This window comes from Pseudomonas silensiensis (assembly GCF_050434865.1).
In the GTDB taxonomy this organism is placed as follows: Bacteria; Pseudomonadota; Gammaproteobacteria; order Pseudomonadales; family Pseudomonadaceae; genus Aquipseudomonas; species Aquipseudomonas fluorescens_W.
The window spans coordinates 207,345-225,424 of sequence record NZ_JBNDJH010000006.1 but is presented as its reverse complement, the minus strand read 5'-3'; the positions used below and the strand labels follow the sequence as shown (position 1 = coordinate 225,424).

15 protein-coding genes and 1 riboswitch are annotated in these 18,080 nt (G+C 58.1%); of the genes, 7 read left to right on the top strand and 8 right to left on the bottom strand.

All coding sequences use genetic code 11. The features are described 5' to 3' along the window. Position 1: 1 nt before the first annotated feature. Positions 2-910: a LysR family transcriptional regulator gene (locus tag QF010_RS11340; RefSeq protein ID WP_033060433.1), complete on the bottom strand. Its 909-nt coding sequence runs from the start codon at positions 908-910 to the stop codon at positions 2-4. A gap of 107 nt (positions 911-1,017) precedes the next feature. On the opposite strand from QF010_RS11340, the gene QF010_RS11335 reads away from it, so the two are divergent. The 3 genes from QF010_RS11335 to QF010_RS11325 are packed head-to-tail and all read left to right on the top strand — an operon-like array spanning position 1,018 to position 3,558. After that, entirely contained in the window at positions 1,018-2,259 is a 1,242-nt protein-coding gene (locus tag QF010_RS11335; protein WP_033060431.1) for a D-amino acid dehydrogenase, read from the top strand. A gap of 18 nt (positions 2,260-2,277) precedes the next feature. Next, positions 2,278-2,628: a RidA family protein gene (locus QF010_RS11330; RefSeq protein ID WP_429533139.1), complete on the top strand. Its 351-nt coding sequence runs from the start codon at positions 2,278-2,280 to the stop codon at positions 2,626-2,628. Between the two features lie 27 nt (positions 2,629-2,655). Then, positions 2,656-3,558 carry a transporter substrate-binding domain-containing protein gene (locus QF010_RS11325; RefSeq protein WP_429533138.1) on the top strand — a complete coding sequence of 301 codons (903 nt, stop codon included), beginning with the start codon at positions 2,656-2,658 and terminating at the stop codon, positions 3,556-3,558. Between the two features lie 89 nt (positions 3,559-3,647). Here the strand turns inward: QF010_RS11325 and QF010_RS11320 are convergent, their stop codons facing one another. Together QF010_RS11320 and QF010_RS11315 are read right to left on the bottom strand one after the other, a co-directional pair. After that, positions 3,648-4,367 (bottom strand): 16S rRNA (uracil(1498)-N(3))-methyltransferase, encoded by a 720-nt coding sequence (locus QF010_RS11320; protein ID WP_033060428.1) that lies wholly within the window; start codon positions 4,365-4,367, stop codon positions 3,648-3,650. Between the two features lie 156 nt (positions 4,368-4,523). Next, positions 4,524-5,930, bottom strand: coding sequence for an adenosylmethionine--8-amino-7-oxononanoate transaminase (locus QF010_RS11315; RefSeq protein ID WP_033060427.1), 1,407 nt, complete (start codon positions 5,928-5,930; stop codon positions 4,524-4,526). Between the two features lie 223 nt (positions 5,931-6,153). Here QF010_RS11315 and QF010_RS11310 point away from each other — a divergent pair, with 223 nt between their 5' ends. Next, a complete protein-coding gene (locus QF010_RS11310; protein WP_429533137.1) occupies positions 6,154-7,929 on the top strand; it encodes a flavin monoamine oxidase family protein in 1,776 nt (591 codons plus the stop codon). Between the two features lie 335 nt (positions 7,930-8,264). On the opposite strand, the gene QF010_RS11305 is transcribed toward QF010_RS11310, so the two are convergent. Next, complete coding sequence (locus QF010_RS11305) at positions 8,265-10,082, bottom strand: anti-phage dCTP deaminase (protein WP_429533136.1); 1,818 nt, start codon at positions 10,080-10,082, stop codon at positions 8,265-8,267. Positions 10,083-10,526: 444 nt separating this feature from the next. Here QF010_RS11305 and QF010_RS11300 point away from each other — a divergent pair, with 444 nt between their 5' ends. Further along, positions 10,527-11,078: a cytochrome b gene (locus QF010_RS11300; RefSeq protein ID WP_033060425.1), complete on the top strand. Its 552-nt coding sequence runs from the start codon at positions 10,527-10,529 to the stop codon at positions 11,076-11,078. Between the two features lie 32 nt (positions 11,079-11,110). Next, entirely contained in the window at positions 11,111-11,704 is a 594-nt protein-coding gene (locus tag QF010_RS11295; protein ID WP_033060424.1) for a YceI family protein, read from the top strand. Between the two features lie 67 nt (positions 11,705-11,771). On the opposite strand, the gene rhlE2 is transcribed toward QF010_RS11295, so the two are convergent. The 4 genes from rhlE2 to ahcY form a co-directional block, all read right to left on the bottom strand. Then, positions 11,772-13,655 carry an RNA helicase RhlE2 gene (rhlE2, locus tag QF010_RS11290; RefSeq protein ID WP_033060423.1) on the bottom strand — a complete coding sequence of 628 codons (1,884 nt, stop codon included), beginning with the start codon at positions 13,653-13,655 and terminating at the stop codon, positions 11,772-11,774. A gap of 223 nt (positions 13,656-13,878) precedes the next feature. After that, positions 13,879-14,694 carry a substrate-binding periplasmic protein gene (locus QF010_RS11285; RefSeq protein WP_429511697.1) on the bottom strand — a complete coding sequence of 272 codons (816 nt, stop codon included), beginning with the start codon at positions 14,692-14,694 and terminating at the stop codon, positions 13,879-13,881. 196 nt (positions 14,695-14,890) lie between these two features. Beyond that, positions 14,891-15,736 carry a methylenetetrahydrofolate reductase [NAD(P)H] gene (gene metF / locus QF010_RS11280; RefSeq protein ID WP_429511698.1) on the bottom strand — a complete coding sequence of 282 codons (846 nt, stop codon included), beginning with the start codon at positions 15,734-15,736 and terminating at the stop codon, positions 14,891-14,893. A 191-nt stretch (positions 15,737-15,927) separates the two neighbouring features. After that, positions 15,928-17,337 (bottom strand): adenosylhomocysteinase, encoded by a 1,410-nt coding sequence (gene ahcY / locus QF010_RS11275; protein ID WP_033060420.1) that lies wholly within the window; start codon positions 17,335-17,337, stop codon positions 15,928-15,930. Between the two features lie 23 nt (positions 17,338-17,360). Next, positions 17,361-17,463, bottom strand: a riboswitch (S-adenosyl-L-homocysteine riboswitch). Positions 17,464-17,661: 198 nt separating this feature from the next. Here ahcY and QF010_RS11270 point away from each other — a divergent pair. Next, positions 17,662-18,066: an acyl-CoA thioesterase gene (locus tag QF010_RS11270; protein WP_033060418.1), complete on the top strand. Its 405-nt coding sequence runs from the start codon at positions 17,662-17,664 to the stop codon at positions 18,064-18,066. The last annotated feature ends 14 nt before the right edge of the window (positions 18,067-18,080 follow it).

Below are 18,080 nucleotides of genomic sequence, written 5' to 3'. Positions count from 1 at the left end.
TCTAAGGGATCAAGCGATCCAGTTGCGCCTGCGCCCGTCGGCTGAACACCTGCAACAAGTCGCTCAAGGTGTGGGGCGGCGGTTCATCGGCGCGGGTCACCGCGTACAGGGTGATCGGTAGTGCTGGCGCCAGAGGACGAATCGCCGTGGCGGTGGGGGACGCGCCGAGTGCGGTAAACGGATCGATCACCGCCAGCCCGGCACCGGATTCAACCATCGCCCGCGCCAGCGAATAGGTCTGCACGGCGATGCGAACCCGTGGCGGCGGATCGACCGCCTCAAGGTAGCTGTCGAGCCGGGCTGCCAGCGGGTCGGCGCTGGACAGGCCGATCAGCGGCGCGCCCGCCAGTTCGCTCAACGGTAACGGTTGGCCCAGGGCGTCGTCGGCCCAATAACCCAGCGGCGCCAGCGCCACCAAAACCCCGCAGGCCAGGGCTTGCGCCTTCAGGCCCGGATGATCCGGCGGCTGCAAGGTCAGTGCGACATCCACTTCGCGCATCAACAAATTCTGCATCAGCTCACGGCTATGGGCGCTGGACAGTTCGCAGACGATGTCCGGGTAGCGTTGCGTCCACTCGTTGATGGCCGGCGGCAGCAGCGACAGGGCCAGCGCCGGGATCGCGCCGATCCGTACGCTGCGACCCGGCTCGCGCCGCAGGCTCTGGGCCAGACGGCGGACGCCTTGCAGGCTTTCGGTGACCTTGTCGACTTCGCGCTCAAGCTCCAGCGCTTCGGGCGTGGCCTGCAATTTACCGCGCACCCGCAGGAACAACGGAAAGCCCAGTTGCTGCTCGGCGTGTTGCAGCACTTTGCTCACCGCCGGTTGCGACACGTGCAGCAACTGTGCGGCGCCACTGACCGAACCGGTCTGGCGAATGGCCTGGAAAATCTCGATGTGTCGCAGTCGCATGGCAAGTCCATAACCTTTGTTTATGGGTCAGGCATCTTTAAGCATTGTTCAACGCCTGTCACCTGGTCCTAACCTGAAGCCTGTTTCAACAACGGTTAAGGACAGACATGGCTCAGCGGGTTTGCATTATCGGTGGCGGCGTCATCGGGCTGACGACGGCTTACGCACTGGTTCGCGACGGCATCGATGTGACGCTGATCGAGGCCCGGGACTCGCTGGGCAGCGAGACCAGTTTCGCCAACGGCGGCCAGTTGTCCTACCGATACGTCGCGCCGCTGGCCGATGCCGGCGTACCGTTGCAGGCGCTTGGCTGGATGCTGCGCGGTGACTCGCCGTTGAAGCTGCGCCCGCGTCTGGACCCGGCGCAATGGCGCTGGATGGCGTCCTTCCTGGCGGCCTGCCGCCGTTCGGTGAATCAGCGCAACGGCGCGCACCTGCTGCGTCTGGCTCTGCTGAGCCAGGCCACGCTGCAAGGCTGGCGCGACGAAGACCGTCTCGACGGTTTCGACTGGCGGCGCAACGGCAAACTGGTGACGTTTCGTGAAACCGCGAGTTTTGAACACGCTCGCCATGGCCTCGCCGATCCGCAACAGCAGCACGTGCTGTCGCGGGCCGAATGCGCGCAACTGGAGCCTGCACTCGCCGAGGCGCCGTTTGTGGGCGCGATTTATACCCCTGACGAAGAAGTCGCCGATTGCCATGCTTTCTGCCAGCAACTGTTGGCTCGGCTCCAGGCGTCGGGGCGTTGCGAGTTTTTGCTCGGCCGCAAGGTCACCGGCATTCGCCACGCGGACGGCGCGGTGCGGGCTGTCGAAATGGGTTCGCAAGTGCTGCCGGTCGAACAACTGGTGATTGCCGCCGGTCATCGCAGTCCGGCGCTGGCGCTGCCGGGCATGAACCTGCCGCTGTATCCGCTCAAGGGCTACAGCCTGACCTTGCCGATCCGCGCCGAACATCGTGCGCCGGAGCTGAGCATCACCGATTACAACCGCAAGATCGTTTACGCCCGCATCGGTGAACAACTGCGCGTGGCGGCGATGGTCGACATTGTCGGTTTCGACCCGGCGATCGATCCCAAACGGCTGGCGCTGATCAAGCGCCAGGCGCAGGAAACCTTGCCCAATGCTGGCGATTACGATGCCGCCATCGAATGGGCCGGCATGCGCCCGGCCACCCCCAGCGGCGTGCCGTTGATTGGGGCCACGGCGTACCGCAATCTCTGGCTCAACCTCGGCCATGGCGCCCTGGGTTTTACCCTGGCCTGTGGCAGCGCCCGGTTGCTCAGCGAATTAATCGCCCGGCGCGCACCTTCAATCGAAATGCAGGGCCTCGCCCCCCGCGTCGCCTGACTTGAAAAGGAAACACCGATGAACATCAACCGAATCAACAGCAACAGCCGCCTCTCTGGCGCGGTGACCTTTGGCGATCTGGTGTTTCTCTCGGGACAGGTGCCGGGTGACAGCCCCGACGTCACCGGCCAGACCGCCGAAGTGCTGGCGAAGATCGATGCGTTGTTGGCCGAAGCTGGCAGCGACAAGGATCATCTGCTCAACGCAACTATTTACCTGAACGACATTGGCCGCGACTTTGCCGCCATGAACGAGGTCTGGTCGCAGTGGCTGTCACCGGGCAAAGCGCCGACCCGCACTACGTTGCAGGCGCAACTGGCCCGTCCAGAGGTGCTGGTGGAAATCACCGTGATCGCCGCGCGACGCTAATTAACTGACCCACAACGGAGAATAACAATGCAAAAAATCACGTTGATCGGCTGCACCCTCGGCCTGCTGCTCGCCAGTCAGGTCCATGCCAACGAAGCGCCACTGACCGGCACGCTGAGCAAGGTCGCCAATGCCAAGAGCATCACCCTGGGTTATCGCGACGCGTCGGTGCCGTTCTCCTACGTCGGTGATCACACGGGGCAGCCGATGGGCTATTCGGTGGACCTGGCGAGCAAGATTGTCGAGCGCATCAAGCAAAAGCTTGAGCTGCCGGATCTGCAAGTGAAGTACAACCTGGTGACCTCGCAAACACGCATTCCACTGGTGCAGAACGGCACGGTCGACCTTGAATGCGGCTCCACCGGCGTGACCGCCGAGCGCATGCAGCAAGTGGCGTTTTCTTATGGGTTCATCTACGTGAAGGGGCAGTTGCTCACGGCGAAGGACAGCGGCATCAAAAGCTTCGCCGACCTGCGCGGCAAGAACGTCGTGACCACCGCAGGCACCACCAACGAACGGTTTCTGAAGAGCTACAACATCGACCACAAGATCGATATGTTCGTGATCAGCGCCAAGGACCACGGCGAAGCCTTCCAGATGTTGCAGTCAGGTCGGGCGGCGGCGTTCTATATGGATGACGCGCTGCTTTACGGCGAACGCGCCAAGGCCCGTGATCCGCATAACTGGGTTGTGGTGGGGGAGGAGCAGTCGCGGGAAATCTACAGCTGCATGGTGCGCAAGGATGATCCGCAGTTTCTTCAGTTGGTGAACTCGACCCTTGCCGATCTGTACAGTTCGGGCGAGATCAACGGCATCTATCAGCGCTGGTTCCAGCAACCGATTCCGCCTAAAGGCCTGAACCTGGAATTCCCGATGACCAGCGAGCTGAAAGCAATCATCGCCAAACCGGTGAGTGATCCGGTGCAGTAATCACCTCTTGATCCTTGCACGCTCCCACTTTGGAATGCATACCCCTGTGGGAGCGAGCTTGCTCCGGGCGGCGTTCCGACGATAGGGCCCTAGAAGTCACCCCACAACTGTTGGGCAACCGAAAGCGCAACTACCGGCGCGGTCTCTGTCCGCAACACCCGAGGCCCAAGGCGAGCAGCATGGAACCCGGTACTCTTGGCCTGATCAACCTCAGCGTCGGACAACCCGCCTTCCGGGCCGATCAAAAACGCCAGCGTCGCTGGTTTCGCATGACTTACCAATGGCTCGGCCACCGGATGCAGCACCAACTTCAATTCTGCTTGAGTCTGCTTCAACCAATCCGCCAACAGCAGCGGCGGATGAATCACCGGCACCCGTGAACGCCCGCATTGCTCGCACGCGCTGATCGCCACCTGGCGCCAGTGCATCAGGCGTTTGTCGGCGCGTTCGTCCTTGAGTCGGACTTCACAGCGGTCGCTGAAGATCGGGGTGATTTCAGTGACGCCCAATTCAGTGGCTTTCTGAATCGCCCAATCCATCCGCTCGCCACGGGACAAGCCCTGGCCGAGATGGATCGACAAGGACGACTCGACCTGCCCGGCGAAGCTTTCATCGATCTGCACGACGACGCGCTTCTTGCCGACCTCCACCAGCGTGGCGCGAAACTCATGGCCCGAACCGTCGAACAGTTGCAGCGCATCACCCTCGGCCATGCGCAGCACGCGACTGATGTAATGGGCCTGGGCCTCGGGCAACTCGTGTTCGCCAGTGCTCAAGGGGGCGTCGATAAAGAAGCGGGACAGTCTCATGCTGGGTCTCTGAAAAATTGGATCGGAACCGCTTTTGTGGCGAGGGAGCTTGCTCCCGCTGGGTCGCGGAGCGGCCCCGTTTATACCTAGAAAGAAGGGGACTGCTGCGCAGTCCAGCGGGAGCAAGCTCCCTCGCCACAGGGGATTTAGTGACTTTTAGCCCGGATCGCGGAAGCCCGGGTGGAAGTCCTTCGGCACCGAAACACTGACGCTATCGCGAGTCGCGATGTCGATGCCTTCGCTGGCCACTTCGGCCAGAAAGTCGATCTGCTCAGGCGTGATCACGTACGGCGGCAGGAAGTACACCACGCTGCCCAACGGTCGAAGTAAAGCACCACGCTCCAACGCATGCTGGAACACTTTCAAGCCGCGACGTTCCTGCCACGGATAAGCTTCCTTGGTGGCCTTGTCCTTGACCATCTCGATGGCCAGCACCATGCCGGTCTGGCGCACTTCCGAAACGTTCGGGTGATCGGCCAGATGCGCGGTGGCGCTGGCCATGCGCTGGGCCAAGGCCTTGTTGTTCTCGATAACGTTGTCTTCTTCGAAGATATCCAAAGTCGCCAATGCCGCCGCGCACGCCAGCGGATTGCCGGTGTAGCTGTGGGAATGCAGGAAGGCGCGCAGGGTCGGGTAGTCGTCGTAGAACGCGCTGTAGACGTCTTCGGTGGTGACGCAGGCCGCCAGCGGCAGATAACCGCCGGTCAGGGCTTTGGACAAGCAGAGGAAGTCCGGGCGGATGCCGGCTTGTTCGCAGGCGAACATCGTCCCGGTGCGGCCGAAGCCGACGGCGATTTCGTCGTGAATCAGGTGCACGCCATAGCGGTCGCAGGCTTCGCGCAGCAATTTCAGGTACACCGGGTGGTACATGCGCATGCCGCCGGCGCCCTGGATCAGCGGCTCGACGATCACTGCGGCGACGGTGTCGTGGTTCTCGGCCAGGGTTTGTTCCATGGCAGCGAACATGTTGCGCGAATGTTCTTCCCAGCTCATGCCTTCCGGGCGCAGGTAGCAATCGGGGCTCGGCACCTTGATGGTATCCAGCAGCAGCGCCTTGTAGGTTTCGGTGAACAGCGGCACGTCGCCCACTGACATCGCCGCCATGGTTTCGCCGTGGTAGCTGTTGGTCAGGGTGACGAAGCGCTTCTTGTTCGGCTGGCCGCGGTTGAGCCAGTAGTGAAAGCTCATTTTCAGCGCGACTTCGATGCAGGACGAACCGTTATCGGCGTAGAAGCACCGTGTCAGGCCTTCTGGCGTCATCTTCACCAGACGCTCGGACAACTCGATCACTGGCTGATGGCTGAAACCAGCGAGGATCACGTGCTCCAGCTGATCGACCTGATCCTTGATGCGCTGGTTGATCCGCGGGTTGGCGTGGCCGAACACGTTGACCCACCAGGAACTGACGGCATCGAGGTAGCGTTTGCCTTCGAAGTCTTCCAGCCAGACGCCCTCACCGCGTTTGATCGGGATCAGCGGCAGCTGTTCGTGGTCTTTCATCTGGGTGCAGGGATGCCACAACACCGCAAGATCGCGTTGCATCCACTGATTATTCAGGCCCATTTTCAGTCTCCTCGAGGCGGCTCGCGACGTGCGCGGGCAAACAATCGCGCAAGCCTATGCAATGCGTGACGTGGGGACAACCTATTGTGTGGATTGAGCTACTTTGTATAGGTGGATAGACGTCGCTGGCGGCCTTTTGATGGCTGACGTATTCTTCGCGGTTCTTTGAGCCGTCTGGCTCGTAAAACCGTTATTTCCTACGTGTATTTCCGGAGTTCTCTGAATGTCTGCTGGTTGGCTGCGCGCCTGTGCGCTGGTGATGTTGGGGCTGTTCAGCGTGTCTGCGCTGGCCAAGGATAAAACGGCGATCGTGATCGGCGGAGGGCTGTCTGGCCTCACGGCGGCTTACGAACTGCAAAACAAAGGCTGGCAGGTCACCCTGCTGGAAGCCAAACCGAGCCTGGGCGGTCGCTCCGGCATGGCCACCAGTGAGTGGATCGGCAACGACAAGACCCAACCGGTTCTGAACAAGTACGTATCGACCTTCAAGCTGAGCACCACGCCGGCCCCTGAATTCGTGCGGACCCCGGGTTACCTGATTGACGGTGAGTATTTCACCGCCGCCGATCTGGCCACCAAGCAACCGGCCACCAGCGACGCGCTCAAGCGCTACGAAAAGACCCTGGACAATCTGGCGCGCTCGATCGAAGACCCGCAGAACCCGGCAGCCAACAGCACACTGTTCGCCCTGGACCAGATCAACGTGGCCAACTGGCTCGACCGTCTGAATCTGCCGGCCACGGCACGTCAGTTGGTGAATCAGCAGATTCGTACCCGTTATGACGAACCGTCGCGCCTGTCGTTGCTGTACTTCGCACAGCAAAACCGCGTTTACCTTGGCGTTGCCGACCGTGACCTGCGCGCTTCGCGTCTGCTCGGTGGCAGCCCGGTGTTGGCTCAGGCTTTCGTCAAGCAACTGAAAACCATCAAGACCAGCTCCCCGGTTTCGGCGATCACCCAGGAAAAGGACGGTGTGACCGTCAAAGTCGGCAGCGTTAGCTATCAGGCTGACTACGTCGTCGTGGCCGTGCCATTGCGCGCACTGAACAAGATTCAGATGACTCCATCGCTGGATACCCAGCACATGGGCGCGATCAAGGGCACCAACTACGGTTGGCGCGACCAGATCATGCTGAAGTTCAAGACGCCAGTGTGGGAAAGCAAGGCGCGGATGACCGGCGAGATCTACAGCAACGCCGGTCTGGGCATGTTGTGGGTTGAGCCGGCACTGAAGGGCGGCGCCAACGTGGTGATCAACCTGTCCGGCGACAACGCGCGTGTGATGCAGGCCTTCGGCGACAAGCAGATGGTCGATCAGGTGCTGATTCGTCTGCACGCCTTTTATCCAGAGGCGCGCGGTTCGTTCACCGGTTATGAAATCCGTCGCTACAGCACCGACCCTTCCATGGGTGGCGCTTACCTGGCATTCGGCCCTGGCCAGATCAGCAAGTACTGGCGCCTGTGGGAGCGTCCGCTGCAACGCGTAGCGTTCGCTGGCGAACACACCGACACCTTGTACCCGGGGACGCTGGAAGGTGCATTGCGCACCGGTCAACGGGCAGCCAGTCAGGTAGAAGACCTGGCGGCCGGCAAGTCGTTTGAACCGGCGAAAGTTGTACCGGCAGCCACCGCTGCGGCGGCCGGCGCAGTGGCAGCGAAGAAAGGTAACTTCTTCACCAACCTGTTCGGTGGTTCTGACGACAAACCCGAACTGGCCAAGGCGGCAGAGCCAGTGGCTCCGGTTGCTCCGGCACCGGCAGTGGCTCCAACACCTGCGCCGGCCCCAGCGGCCGCGCCGGTCGAAGCACCGAAACCAGCGACACCGGTGAAAGCCGAACCGGCCAAAAAAGCCCCGGCCAAAGCTGCAGCGAAAAAACCTGCGGCCAAAACCCAGGCCAAAGCCGAGGCCAAAAAAGCCGCGGCGAAGAAGGTTGAACCAGCGAAGAAAGTAGCGGCCAAGCCCGCTGCGACTCCGGTGGCGGATGCCAAAGCGCAGTAAGCTTTGGGACTAAAAGAACGCGGCAGAAATGCCGCGTTTTTTTATGCCAGTGCTTTGGGATTACGTACCTTAAAACTACTATATAAGTTTAAATTAGGCAGAGGTCTGTCGCAGAAGTGATTGCTAGGGGGTAAACGTGATGTTCACAATGATGGTCGGTAATTATTTTTTGCTTATGGCTTGATGGCACAACTTTATGAATTAACCAAAGGGGAGCCCTTTGGTTAATTTAATGTGTCTAGCGCTTTTCTTTTTGCTGTCTAGACGGCATTGAGGTGGTGGCATTCTGCTGAGGGGATGCCTTAAGAGCTTCTTGCTTCCAAGAAGGCCATTGCTCAACGGTGCGGCGCGACTCCGCTAGGTGGTTGAGAAACTCTTCCTTGTTGGGCGTCATGTTGGCTTTCCTCCAGGTACCTTGATAAAAGGGTTGCAGCTATGGTTTCGCGTTCAATGTACGAGCAAGGCAGCATTTGGGTGCGTAATTTAGCATCCGCCTCACTCCAGTCAAGAGCTTGACCGTCATCAGATTTTCTTATTACCGGATAACCGCTACCAAGATTCGTAGAGAATAGGTTAAAAAAGCTTCTAGGGCCAACTCCGATGAACGGTGCAAACACGACATTGTTGCTGCGTTGGTTTAGTGATATGGAATCGGAATGGAAGTCTAGCGCTTTACTCTTTGGATAGGGTTCCACATATATCACCTTCTTTATTCCCGCTGCCACGATATGTTTGGCGCAATTGTGACAGGGAAACGTTGTGCAGTATAAGTCGCTGCCAGACGTGCTTACACCTGATCTTGCACTTGAAAGCAATGCTTCCATTTCTGCGTGAACAACACGCCCGTATTCTGTGATGTCTTTAATTTTGCTGCGCTTTATCAGCGGTCTAAGCTCATCCCTATACTCTAATGGAATAACCTCAAGAATGCTGTCAATGATTAAGCGCTTTTGTGTGGCGTTTGAATCTTCACCTTTCATGTAATCGCGTCCGTCTTTCGCATCGACGATTTCTTGAGTGTCCTCGTTTATCTCGGGCCAATAAAGTCCACCGTGGGCTTTGGGTACGTCATTGGCGCCGGTAGAAATTATGCATTGGTTTTTTGTTAGCACTGCGCCTACTTGGCGTGACAGATCTGCTGATCTAAGTGAGGCAGAGAACGCCATAAACATCGCGTATTCATCAAATGTGGGGGTGATGTAAGGTTTTCCGAAGAGTAGATCGAATACTCTCCATATTTGCTTTTTAAGTGAGTCAGAGTTTCCATTGTAGTCAACGAAGAAATCGGATAGGTGATAAGTGTCGCGAGTGTGTTGTCCATAATCATCGCGTTCGTCAGCATCCCTGTCTATGAGTTTTGATGCTTGTTCTTCAGATATTGATTTATCTTTTGTCAGGTAGTTGTGTCTTCTTGTGTGGTCGGCGTGTACGCCAATTAGAAAAAAACCGTTTGAGTATATTTTACGAAGACGCTGAACTTCTGCCGGATTTTTTAATGAGTTGATAATAAAGGATTTTCTGCGAAGAGCTTCTTGCTTTTTACGTAGGAGATTGATTCTCGCTGCTGCCCCGAGTGCGAGGATCGAATTGTCTTTGCTATTTCTACGTAGATTATTTCCTTCCTCCATGTAAGCGCTAATTCTGCCGAACTCATCCTCGCTGGCAGAGGGTGAACCAATGGTGGCGATTACGTCAGTCGATATTTTTATACGTTCTGTGGTGTAGTTGAACTTTAATAAACGTTCTTCGATTAGTCCGGCAACTTCCGTAAGATTGGTTCCGATTGTTCCGACCAGGCCTATTACGAGTTCGGAGTCAGAATACGAGTCGTCTAAGAAGTAAGTTCCCGTTTCTATAGATTCCGTTGATAGTTTTGCTACTGCTGCCTCTGCGTCAATCAGTGTATCTTTGGCTTTGTTTTTTTCAACATTGATTCCACTACTTAATAGTTCTTCAATCAACGCTTCGAGTTGTTCTGCGGAGACGGTATCTCCTTGGAATGTGATGTTTCCGGTGGATGGGTACCAGTTCATGATTCCTTTGTTTTTTGCTCTAAACTGATATTGGTTCGGATTGACGGCTTTCCATTCGCCTGCTTGTTGTAACGAGGCTAGCTTAATTTTTAGTTCGCTTATCTCTCCATCAAATCGCATTTCGTTTCCTTGCCATGATTTTTTTCTGATTCACCAGAGAAATCACCCGTCACGTCAGTTGAAAGCGCTTGGGTGTGAATTTTTCTGAAGAGTAGTCGACGCTAAGTGATCAGGCTAGGAAGCTGATAGGCAGTGCAGTGATAGAGATCTGTTAGATAGCGGGGATGTTGAAAAATGGATGATCTCATCCTGATTTGGCCTACATACTCGATGGCTGTATACGGCCTTTCCAAGGTCTTTTCAGACGGCGAGCTACGTCTAAAGGAGGTACTGGTGTGGGAAATTTCTGTTCGCGACCTAGGAGCATGCCTTAGGTTAATCTTTCCTTAACGCAGGGCTTACAGACTCTTGATCGTATTTCTCGATATTTCAAAGCGAAATTTTCCGCTTTAACTCGATAGATAACTCGATAGTCTTGGTCGCAGTTCTCACAGGATTTGGGCAATGCAGCTACGTAATTCTTCTTCGCGCTACGGTTGGGTCAGCATTTTCATGCACTGGGGCGTGGCGTTGGCGGTCTTCGGTCTGTTTGCGTTGGGCTTGTGGATGGTCGGTCTCGACTACTACAGCGTCTGGCGCAAAGACGCGCCCGACTTGCACAAGAGCATTGGCCTGGTGTTGTTAGCCGTCATGGTTCTGCGGGTGCTGTGGCGTTTCATCAGCCCGCCACCACCCGCACTTGAAAGCTATAGCCGCATGACGCGCCTTGGCGCCAAGTTCGGCCATTCGTTCCTGTATCTCAGTCTGTTTGCTGTGATGATTGCCGGTTACCTGATTTCCACCGCAGAAGGTGTCGGGATTCCGGTGTTTGGCCTGTTTGAAGTCCCTGCATTGATTTCCGGACTACCGGATCAGGCAGACACCGCGGGTGTGATTCATCTGTATCTGGCGTGGGTGCTGGTCATTTTTTCCGGTCTCCATGCGTTGGCAGCACTGAAGCACCACTTTATCGATCGTGATGCGACCCTCACTCGAATGCTGGGGCGCAAAGCTTGACGTTCAACCTCGACTCCAAAGGAATAGAAAGCATGTTGAAAAAGACTCTCGCCGCTCTGGCAATCGGTTCTGCTCTGCTGTCCGCCAACGTGATGGCGGCCGACTACGTCGTCGACAAGGAAGGCCAGCACGCCTTCGTTGACTTCAAGATCAGCCACCTGGGCTACAGCTTCATCACCGGTACCTTCAAGGATATCGACGGCAAGTTCAGCTTCGATGCTGCCAAGCCAGAAGACAGCAAGATCGAGTTCAATGTGAACACCGCCAGCGTGTTCACCAACAACGCCGAGCGCGACAAGCACATCGCCAGCGGTGATTTCCTGAACGCGAGCAAATTCGCTAAAGCGACGTTTGTTTCCACCAGCGTCAAATCCACCGGCAAAAACGCCGCTGGCAAAGACACTGCTGACGTGAGCGGTAACCTGACTATCGCGGGCGTGACCAAGCCGATCGTGGTCAAGGCCACTTTCCTGGGTGAAGGCAAGGATCCATGGGGCGGCTACCGTGCTGGCTTCGAAGGCACCACCAACCTCAAGCGCTCCGATTTCGGCAAGCAGAAAGACCTGGGCCCACAGTCCGATGCGGTCGAGCTGTACGTGACGTTTGAAGGTGTGAAAGCGAAGTAACTTTCGCCGCGGATAAAAAAATGCCCCTGATCTCGCGATCAGGGGCATTTTTTATGGCTGCGTTAAATCAGCGATTGCGGGTCAGCAAGGCTGGTTTCTCGCCGCGTGGACGGCCTGGCAGTTGATCAAGTTGCTCAGGAGTCGGGAAACGATCGGTTTTCGACTCCTTGTGAATGATCTTCGGTGCCGGGCCGCGCGGGTTTTGCACGGCCGGTTCCGAACGCGGCTGATCGTCACGAGCCGGGCGGCGGTTGCGGGACTCTTCGCGACGGGCCTGGCCGTCACGTGGAGCACCATTGCGTGGACCGCTGCGCTTGGCCGGTGGAGTGCCGGTGGTGGCGCCATCGCTGCTGCGTGGGCCGCTTTGACGACCCTGAGGCTTGCCGCCACCGGTGCGCGGAGCACCTGCGCCAGCTGCCGTGCCTTGTGCCGGAGCACCTGGACGGCGACCACGGCCCTGAGCCGGTTTGGCTTGAGGAACGTAGTCGACGCGGTTACCGAAGTTATCGATATCGTCGTCCAGGAACTCGTCCGGAGCACGGTCTGCAGCAGCAGCGCGTGGCGCTGGACGCTGTTGCTCGCGAGCCGGAGTGCCTTCGCGTGGCTTGTGTTCACGTGCCGGGCGATCACCACGGCCAGTGGCAGCGGGTGCTTTTTCCTTGCCGCCCTTGTCCTTGCCCTTGTCTTTACGACCGCCGCCACCGCCAGTGCCGTTCGGACCGTCGCCGCGCGGGCCACGTGGGTTGCGCGGGTTACGCACATCCGGACGCTCGCGGACTTCAGGCTTCTCGGCTTCTACAGCGCTGGAATCGAAGCCCATCAGGTTGCCGTCGGCAATCTTCTGCTTGGTCATGCGTTCGATGCTTTTCAGCAGCTTTTCTTCGTCCGGAGCGACCAGCGAGATCGCCTCGCCCGAACGACCGGCACGGCCGGTACGACCGATACGGTGAACGTAATCTTCGTCGACGTTTGGCAATTCGAAGTTGACCACGTGTGGCAACTGATCGATGTCCAGGCCGCGAGCGGCGATGTCGGTGGCGACCAGGATGCGCACTTCGCCAGCCTTGAAGTCGGCCAGGGCTTTGGTGCGAGCGTTCTGGCTCTTGTTACCGTGGATTGCAACGGCGCTGAGGCCGTGTTTGTCCAGGTACTCGGCCAGACGGTTGGCGCCGTGCTTGGTGCGGGTGAACACCAGCACCTGTTCCCAGGCGCCAGCGGTGATCAGGTGCGCCAGCAGCGAACGCTTGTGGCTGGCGGCCAGACGGAATACGCGCTGTTCGATACGCTCGACCGTGGTGTTCGGCGGCGTGACTTCGATGCGTTCCGGGTTGTGCAGCAGCTTGCCGGCGAGGTCGGTGATGTCTTTGGAGAACGTCGCCGAGAACAGCAGGTTCTGGCGTTTGCTCGGCAGACGGGCGAGGACCTTTTTCACGTCATGGACGAAGCCCATGTCGAGCATGCGGTCGGCTTCGTCCAGCACGAGGATTTCCACGTGGGACAAATCGACGCTGCCTTGACCGGCGAGGTCGAGCAGGCGGCCGGGGCAGGCCACCAGCACGTCAACACCGCGGGACATGGCCTGAACCTGTGGGTTCATGCCGACGCCGCCGAAGATACAGGCGCTGACGAACTTCAGGTCACGAGCATAGACCTTGAAGCTCTCGTGTACTTGAGCCGCGAGTTCGCGGGTAGGGGTCAGGACCAGTACGCGCGGTTGGCGCGGGCCGTGACGCTGGGATTTGTCCGGGTGACCGTTGGGGAACAACCGCTCCAGAATCGGAAGGGCGAAGCCGCCGGTTTTACCAGTACCTGTCTGAGCCGCGACCATCAGGTCGCGACCTTGCAACACGGCGGGAATGGCCCGCTGTTGCACCGGAGTAGGCTCGGTATAGCCCGCTGCCTCGATGGCGCGGACTAAAGCCTCGGAGAGACCGAGGGAAGCAAAGGACATGAGTAATCCTGTTTTAGTTAGGGCTTGGCCCAATGGGAGTCTTGCCTGGCGCGAATGGCGTTTAAGAGGAACGCAATCCCGTCCGGTCCTGCTGGGCCTTGAAAGCTCGTCTGGAGTGCTCGCGCGGGCTGAAAAGCTGCGCTGTAGCGGGGTCGAGATGCCTTGAACAAGTCCGAGCGTCCGGGCGTGAGCCTGGCGGGAAGGCCGGAGTATAACAGAGCAATCACTGCGCGCCGCTTTCCTGCTGCTCAACGGTTTTTCCGCTGGCGGCGGTGGCTCTGGTGGCTTTGACCTCGGCCGCCCGATCGGCGCCATATCGGGCGCTCAATTCAGCGTACGCAGGCTCGCGCTTGAAGCGTTTGAGTTCGGCGCCGAAGCGCTGCACCAACAAGTCCATGCCGGCGTTGCGGCGTACTGCCAGGTACTGGCTCTGGTGACTGATGACGGTCGGGTTCTCGGTAATCTTGTCGCGGATGCCCAATTCGTCGAGCAAGTGCTGACCCACCCTGCGATCAGTGATCAGCAGGTCGATCCGCCCTCGCACCAGTTTGCCGAAGTTGGCTTCATGGGTCGGCGCCGGTTCGTGAGTGAACAGGGTCGATTCACGAAAGTCCTGGCTGTACAGATAGCCCGGGGAAGTGCCGATGGTCAGCCCTTTCAGGTCGTCCAGGGTGCGAAAAGGGTGGGGCCGCTCATTGGCGTAGAACATCACGAACTCCACTTCCGAGAGCGGCTCGCCGGGGTAGAGCAGGGTGGCGTCGCGCTCATCGCTGTGAAAGATGTCCAGCGCCCCGTCTGCCTGACCCGTTTCGAGCATCGACAGGCAGCGTTTCCACGGCAGGAACTGCCATTCCACTTCGATGCCCAGGCGCTTGAAGACGATGGCGGTGGTTTCGTAGTCCAGTCCCAGGGATTTGCCGTTTTCCTCATACACATACGGCGCCCAGGGTTCGGTGACAATGCGCAGCTTCTCGCCCCGAGCGGCGAAGCTCAGGCAAGTAAAAAGAAACACGGTCAGTAACTGCGCGATCAAAGGCATGGCTTGAGATTACGACGAGAAACCGGAAAGAGCCAGAAACGGGATCCAGAAGCTCTAACTCAGTGTGTGCTGCACAATAAAAGGGCGTTGAATGTAAAAGATCGCAGCCTCGTTTCACTCGACAGCTCCTACAGGGGATTGCGTACTCTGTAGGAGCTGTCGAGTGAAACGAGGCTGCGATCTTTTGATCGTGCTTTTAGCGCGGCAACTTCAGATTGTTCCACACCGCCAGGCTCGGTTCGGCCTGGTTCAGCGTGTAGAAGTGCAGCCCTGGAGCGCCACCTTGCAGCAGGCGTTCGCACATCTCGGTGATGACTTGCTCACCAAAGCCTTGAATGCTCTGGGTGTCGTCGCCGTAGGCTTCCAGCTGCTTGCGGATCCAGCGCGGAATTTCCGCACCGCAGGCATCGGAGAAGCGCGCCAGCTTGCTGTAGTTGGTGATCGGCATGATCCCCGGAACGATCGGGATGTTCACGCCCTTTGCCCGTACACGCTCGACGAAGTAGAAGTAGCTGTCGGCGTTGAAGAAGTACTGGGTGATCGCACTGTTGGCGCCAGCGTTGGCCTTGCGTACGAAGTTGTTCAGATCGTCTTCGAAATTACGCGCTTGCGGATGCATTTCCGGGTAAGCGGCGACTTCGATGTGGAAATGATCACCGGTTTCTTCACGAATGAATTCAACCAGGTCGTTCGCGTGGCGCATTTCACCACTGGCCATGCCCATGCCGGAAGGCAGGTCACCGCGCAGGGCAACAATACGGGTGATGCCGGCCGCCTTGTATTGGGCCAGCAGGCCGCGCAAGTCGTTTTTGCTGTCGCCAACGCAGGACAAATGCGGTGCGGCAGGGACTTTGACTTCGCTTTCGAGCTGCAACACGGTGTTGAGGGTGCGATCACGAGTCGAACCACCAGCGCCGTAGGTGCAGGAGAAGAAGTCAGGATTGTAGGTCGCCAGATGACGGGCCGTAGCAATCAGTTTTTCATGCCCAGCATCGGTCTTCGTAGGGAAGAACTCGAAGCTGTAGCGACGTTCTTGGGACATGGTCATATCCTTGAAAACATGTAAGCCGGACGCTGGCCCACTGTAGGAGCGAGCCTGCTCGCGAAGAACGAGAGAGCAATGCGTTTATCCAGCCAGTACGCATTATCGTTAACGTCCATCGCGAGCAGGCTCGCTCCTACAGGGGAGCAGGCGACGCGGTGTATCAGAACACCGCGCAGCCGGTCAGCAGATCAGTAGCGGTAAGCGTGCGGCTTGAACGGACCTTCAACGGTCACGCCGATGTAGTCGGCCTGAGTCTTGGTCAGTTGAGTCACAACGCCGCCGAAACCGCGAACCATTTCCAGGGCGACTTCTTCGTCGAGTTTCTTCGGCAGTACTTCAACGGTCAGGCGCTCGGCTTTCTGGGCTGGCGACAGGTCGGCGTACTTCTGGCCGAACAGGAAGATCTGCGCCAGAACCTGGTTGGCGAACGAACCGTCCATGATGCGGCTTGGGTGACCGGTAGCGTTACCCAGGTTAACCAGACGGCCTTCGGCCAGCAGGATCAGGTAGTCGTCGTTCTGAGCGTCGAACGCGCCAGGACCGGTGCGGTGGATTTTGTGAACCTGTGGCTTCACTTCTTCCCATGCCCAGTTCTTGCGCATGAAAGCGGTGTCGATTTCGTTGTCGAAGTGGCCGATGTTGCAGACAACAGCGCGCTTCTTCAGGGCTTTGAGCATGTTTGCGTCGCAAACGTTGACGTTACCGGTGGTGGTCACGATCAGGTCGATCTTGCCCAGCAGCGCTTTGTCGATGCTTGCTTCAGTGCCGTTGTTGATACCGTCGATGAACGGCGAAACCAGCTCGTAACCGTCCATGCAGGCTTGCATGGCGCAGATCGGGTCGACTTCGGAGACTTTAACGATCATGCCTTCCTGACGCAGGGACTGGGCCGAGCCCTTGCCCACGTCACCGTAACCGATGACCAGCGCTTGCTTGCCGGACAACAGGTGGTCGGTACCGCGCTTGATCGCATCGTTCAGGCTGTGACGGCAGCCGTACTTGTTGTCGTTCTTGCTCTTGGTGACCGAGTCGTTGACGTTGATCGCCGGTATTTTCAGCTCGCCCTTGGCCAGCATGTCCAGCAGGCGGTGAACGCCCGTGGTGGTTTCTTCGGTAACGCCGTGGACGCGGTCCAGGATCGCAGGGTATTTCTTGTGCAGCAGCTCGGTCAGGTCGCCGCCGTCGTCGAGGATCATGTTGGCATCCCAAGGCGCGCCATCTTTGAGGATGGTTTGCTCCAGGCACCACTCGTACTCTGCTTCGGTTTCGCCTTTCCAGGCGAAAACCGGGATACCGGCAGCGGCGATAGCGGCAGCGGCCTGGTCCTGAGTCGAGAAAATGTTGCAGGACGACCAGCGTACTTCGGCACCCAGGGCAACCAGGGTTTCGATCAGCACGGCAGTCTGAATGGTCATGTGGATGCAGCCGAGGATCTTCGCGCCTTTGAGCGGCTGCTCACCGGCGTACTTGCGGCGAAGACCCATCAGGGCTGGCATTTCGGATTCGGCGATGATGGTTTCGCGACGGCCCCAGGCAGCCAGGGACATGTCGGCAACTTTGTAATCGTTAAAATCTGCAGGCGTGATAACAGCGCTCATGATGAGCCTCCATTCGTAATGTATGCGAATGGGCGCCGTTGTGCGTTTAGTGTCTGACCGATAACGGTCAAGCAACGCCCCATCCGAGCCTGACAGGTCGAACCTGCTGCAGCGCCCCTCGGACAGGTGGCGGGAAAACGGTATCAACCGAAGATGACCGTTTTGAAACGGTGGCGATTATAGCCGTGTGAGCGATACTTCCAAAGCGTTTCTGTTGGTCAATCTCTGAACGGTAATCGAGACCATAGTCGATGCTTGATAGAGCTCTAGGTCGGGCTCTGCCATGATGCCCACCATCATTCGGCAAGACGCTCAGGAGTGAATATGAATTTCCACACCCGCAAATGGGTAAAACCCGAAGACCTCAACCCCAACGGCACGCTGTTCGGCGGCAGCCTGTTGCGCTGGCTCGACGAAGAAGCAGCGATCTACGCCATCGTCCAATTGGGCAATCAGCGGGTGGTTACCAAGTACATTTCCGAAATCAACTTCGTCAGCGCCTCGCGCCAGGGCGACATCATCGAGTTGGGCATCACTGCCACCGAGTTCGGTCGCACCTCCATCACCCTGAAGTGCGAAGTGCGTAACAAGATCACCCGCAAAAGCATCCTGACGGTGGAGAAGATTGTTTTCGTCAATCTGGGCGAAGACGGCTTGCCTGCACCGCACGGCCGGACCGAGATCACGTACGTCAAAGACCAGTTCAAGGATGACGTGGCCAGCGAATAAACGAGTCATCTGTG